The 3166-nt window shown below is 68.7% G+C and carries 3 protein-coding genes; all 3 read left to right on the top strand.

Annotation, left to right across the window (positions count from 1 at the left end; translation table 11 throughout):
• A partial coding sequence (locus J8I29_RS29520; RefSeq protein ID WP_209434400.1) for a Re/Si-specific NAD(P)(+) transhydrogenase subunit alpha occupies window positions 1–1116 on the top strand: 1116 nt, incomplete at its 5' end.
• A 132-nt stretch (window positions 1117–1248) separates the two neighbouring features.
• Window positions 1249–1752 (top strand): NAD(P) transhydrogenase subunit alpha, encoded by a 504-nt coding sequence (locus J8I29_RS29515; RefSeq protein WP_209434399.1) that lies wholly within the window; start codon window positions 1249–1251, stop codon window positions 1750–1752.
• 10 nt (window positions 1753–1762) lie between these two features.
• Window positions 1763–3163, top strand: a complete 1401-nt coding sequence (locus tag J8I29_RS29510) for an NAD(P)(+) transhydrogenase (Re/Si-specific) subunit beta (RefSeq protein WP_209434398.1) — start codon at window positions 1763–1765, stop codon at window positions 3161–3163.
• Window positions 3164–3166 lie beyond the last annotated feature (3 nt).

Raw genomic sequence — 3166 nt, 5'->3', positions numbered from 1 at the left:
GAACCCGGCGAGCCCCGTGTCGGCGCGACGCCCGACACGGTCAGGAAGCTGATCGGGCTTGGAGCGACGGTTCGGGTCGCGAGCGGCGCGGGCCTGGCGTCCGGTTTCACGGACGAGGATTACGCCCAGGCCGGCGCCACGGTCGCCGGTTCCAATCCGGAGGCGCTGGACGGGGCGGCTGTTGTCTTGAAGGTGCGCCGCCCGCGGACGGACGAGCTCGGCGCCTATCGCAGCGGCGCGCTGGTGCTGGGCATCATGGATCCCCATGGCCAGCACGAGGCGCTGGCTGCTCTGGCGCAGGCGGGCGTATCGGCCTTCGCCATGGAGCTGATGCCGCGCATCACCCGGGCGCAGGTGATGGACGTGTTGTCCTCCCAGGCCAATCTCGCCGGCTACCGGGCGGTGATCGATGCCAGCGCCGAGTTCGGCCGGGCCTTTCCGATGATGATGACCGCCGCCGGCACCGTGCCCGCCGCCAAGGTCTTCGTGATGGGGGCGGGCGTCGCCGGCCTGCAGGCCATCGCCACGGCACGGCGCCTGGGCGCGGTGGTCACCGCCACCGACGTGCGTCCCGCCGCCAAGGAGCAGGTTGCCTCGCTCGGCGCCAAATTCGTCGCCGTCGAGGACGAGGAGTTCCGCGAGGCCGAGACATCGGCCGGCTATGCCAAGCCGATGTCGGCCGAATACCAGGCCAAGCAGGCCGCCCTGGTGGCCGAGCACATCAAGAAGCAGGACATCGTCATCACCACCGCTTTGATCCCCGGCCGGCCCGCCCCGCGCCTGGTCTCGGCCGCGATGGTCGACAGCCTCAAGCCGGGCTCGGTGCTGGTGGACCTGGCGGTCGAGCGCGGCGGCAATGTCGAGGGCGCCCGCCCCGGCGAGGTCGTGGTCACGCCAGGCGGGGTCAAGATCATCGGCCATCTCAACGTGCCCGGGCGCCTGGCCGCCTCCGCCTCCTCGCTCTATGCCCGCAACCTCCTCGCCTTCGTGGAGACCCTGGTCGACAAGAAGGACAAGGTGCTGGCGCCCAATTGGGAGGACGAACTGGTCAAGGCCACGCTCCTCACCAAGGACGGGGCGGTGGTGCATCCCGCCTTCCAGCCGCAGCCGGCCTGACGGATCTTTGGCGGGCGGGTCTCCAGCTCCATCGGGAGATGGCGCGGGGGCCGCCTGGAATTGAGTGCATCCCATCAGAGGCGGGTCCGAAGACCCGCTCCCATCAGATCCACCCCATCGAGGAAGACCGACATGGCCGAAACGCCCCAAGAGCTTCTCGACAAGGCCCAGGCTGCGGCTCGGGCCGCCGGCGAGGCTGCCAGAAACGCCCAGGACTATGCCGACCAGCTCGCCGCCACGCTGGGGGGCGTCGCCCATGCCGCCACCGGCGGGGCGATCGATCCCTTCGTCTTCCGCTTCGCCATCTTCGTGCTCGCCATCTTCGTGGGCTATTACGTGGTGTGGTCGGTCACCCCCGCCTTGCACACTCCGCTGATGTCGGTGACCAACGCCATCTCCTCGGTGATCGTGGTCGGCGCCCTGCTGTCGGTCGGCGTCGCCCTGGCCGGGGACGAGAGCGGGCCGTGGTGGGCCCGCGGCTTCGGCTTCCTGGCCCTGGTGCTGGCCTCCATCAACATCTTCGGCGGCTTCCTGGTCACCGAGCGCATGCTGGCCATGTACAAGCCCAAGGACAAGACCAACAAGGACAAGACCAGGAAGACCGAGGCCAAACCGGCCGCCGGCGCCGGCCAGTGAGGAAGCCTCCATGTCCGTGAATCTCACCCAGTTCCTCTATCTCGTCGCCGGCGTGCTGTTCATCCTGGCGCTGCGCGGGCTGTCCTCGCCGACCTCCTCGCGCCAGGGCAACCGCTTCGGCATGATCGGCATGGGCCTGGCGGTGCTGACCACGCTGGCGGTGTCCCCGCCCTCGGGCGTGTCGGGCTGGCTGCTGGTGGTCGCAGGCCTTGCCGTCGGCGGCGGGCTCGGCGCGGTGGTGGCCCGGCGCGTGGCGATGACGGCGATGCCCCAATTGGTGGCCGCCTTCCATTCGGGCGTCGGCCTGGCCGCGGTGTTCGTGGCCGCCGGCGCGCTCTATGCCCCCGCCGCCTTCGGCATCACCCATGGCGGTGAGATCGAGCCGCAATCGCTGGTCGAGATGTCGCTGGGCGTGGCCATCGGCGCCATCACCTTCACCGGCTCGGTGATCGCCTTCGCCAAGCTCAACGGCAACATGTCCGGCGCGCCGATCCTGCTGCCGAGCCGCCATGTCATCAATGCCGGCCTGGCCGCGCTCCTGGTCGCCCTGATCATCGCCTTCGTGCTCTCGGCCAGCCACACCCTGTTCTGGCTGATCGTCATCGCCGCGCTGGTGCTGGGCGGGCTGATCATCATCCCGATCGGCGGGGCCGACATGCCGGTGGTGGTCTCGATGCTCAACTCCTATTCGGGCTGGGCGTCGGCCGGCATCGGCTTCACCCTGGGCAACCTCGCCCTGATCATCACCGGGGCGCTGGTGGGCTCCTCGGGCGCCATCCTGTCCTACATCATGTGCAAGGGCATGAACCGCTCCTTCATCTCGGTGATCCTGGGCGGCTTCGGCGGGGATGCGGCGGCGGCCGGCCCCGGCAAGGGCCCGGAGACCCGCCCGGTCAAGCAGGGCTCGGCGGACGATGCCGCCTTCATCATGAAGAATGCCGGCAAGGTCATCATCGTGCCCGGCTACGGCATGGCGGTGGCCCAGGCCCAGCACGCCCTGCGCGAGATGGCCGACCAGCTGAAAGAAGAAGGCGTCGACGTCGCCTATGCCATCCACCCCGTCGCCGGCCGCATGCCCGGCCACATGAACGTGCTCCTGGCCGAGGCCAACGTGCCCTATGACGAGGTGTTCGAGCTGGAAGACATCAATGCCGAGTTCGCCCAGGCCGACGTCGCCTTCGTCATCGGCGCCAACGACGTCACCAACCCCGCCGCCAAGACAGACCCGGCCTCCCCCATCTTCGGCATGCCCATCCTCGATGTCGAGAAGGCAAAGACCGTCCTCTTCATCAAACGCGGCATGGGTTCGGGCTATGCCGGCGTCGAGAACGAGCTCTTCTTCAAGGACAACACCATGATGCTCTTCGGCGATGCCAAGAAAATGGTCGAGGAAATCCTCAAGGCGTTCTGACGC

This window comes from Labrys sp. LIt4 (assembly GCF_017813775.1).
Taxonomy (GTDB): Bacteria; Pseudomonadota; Alphaproteobacteria; order Rhizobiales; family Labraceae; genus Labrys; species Labrys okinawensis_A.
This window is presented reverse-complemented; position numbering and strand designations above follow the sequence as displayed.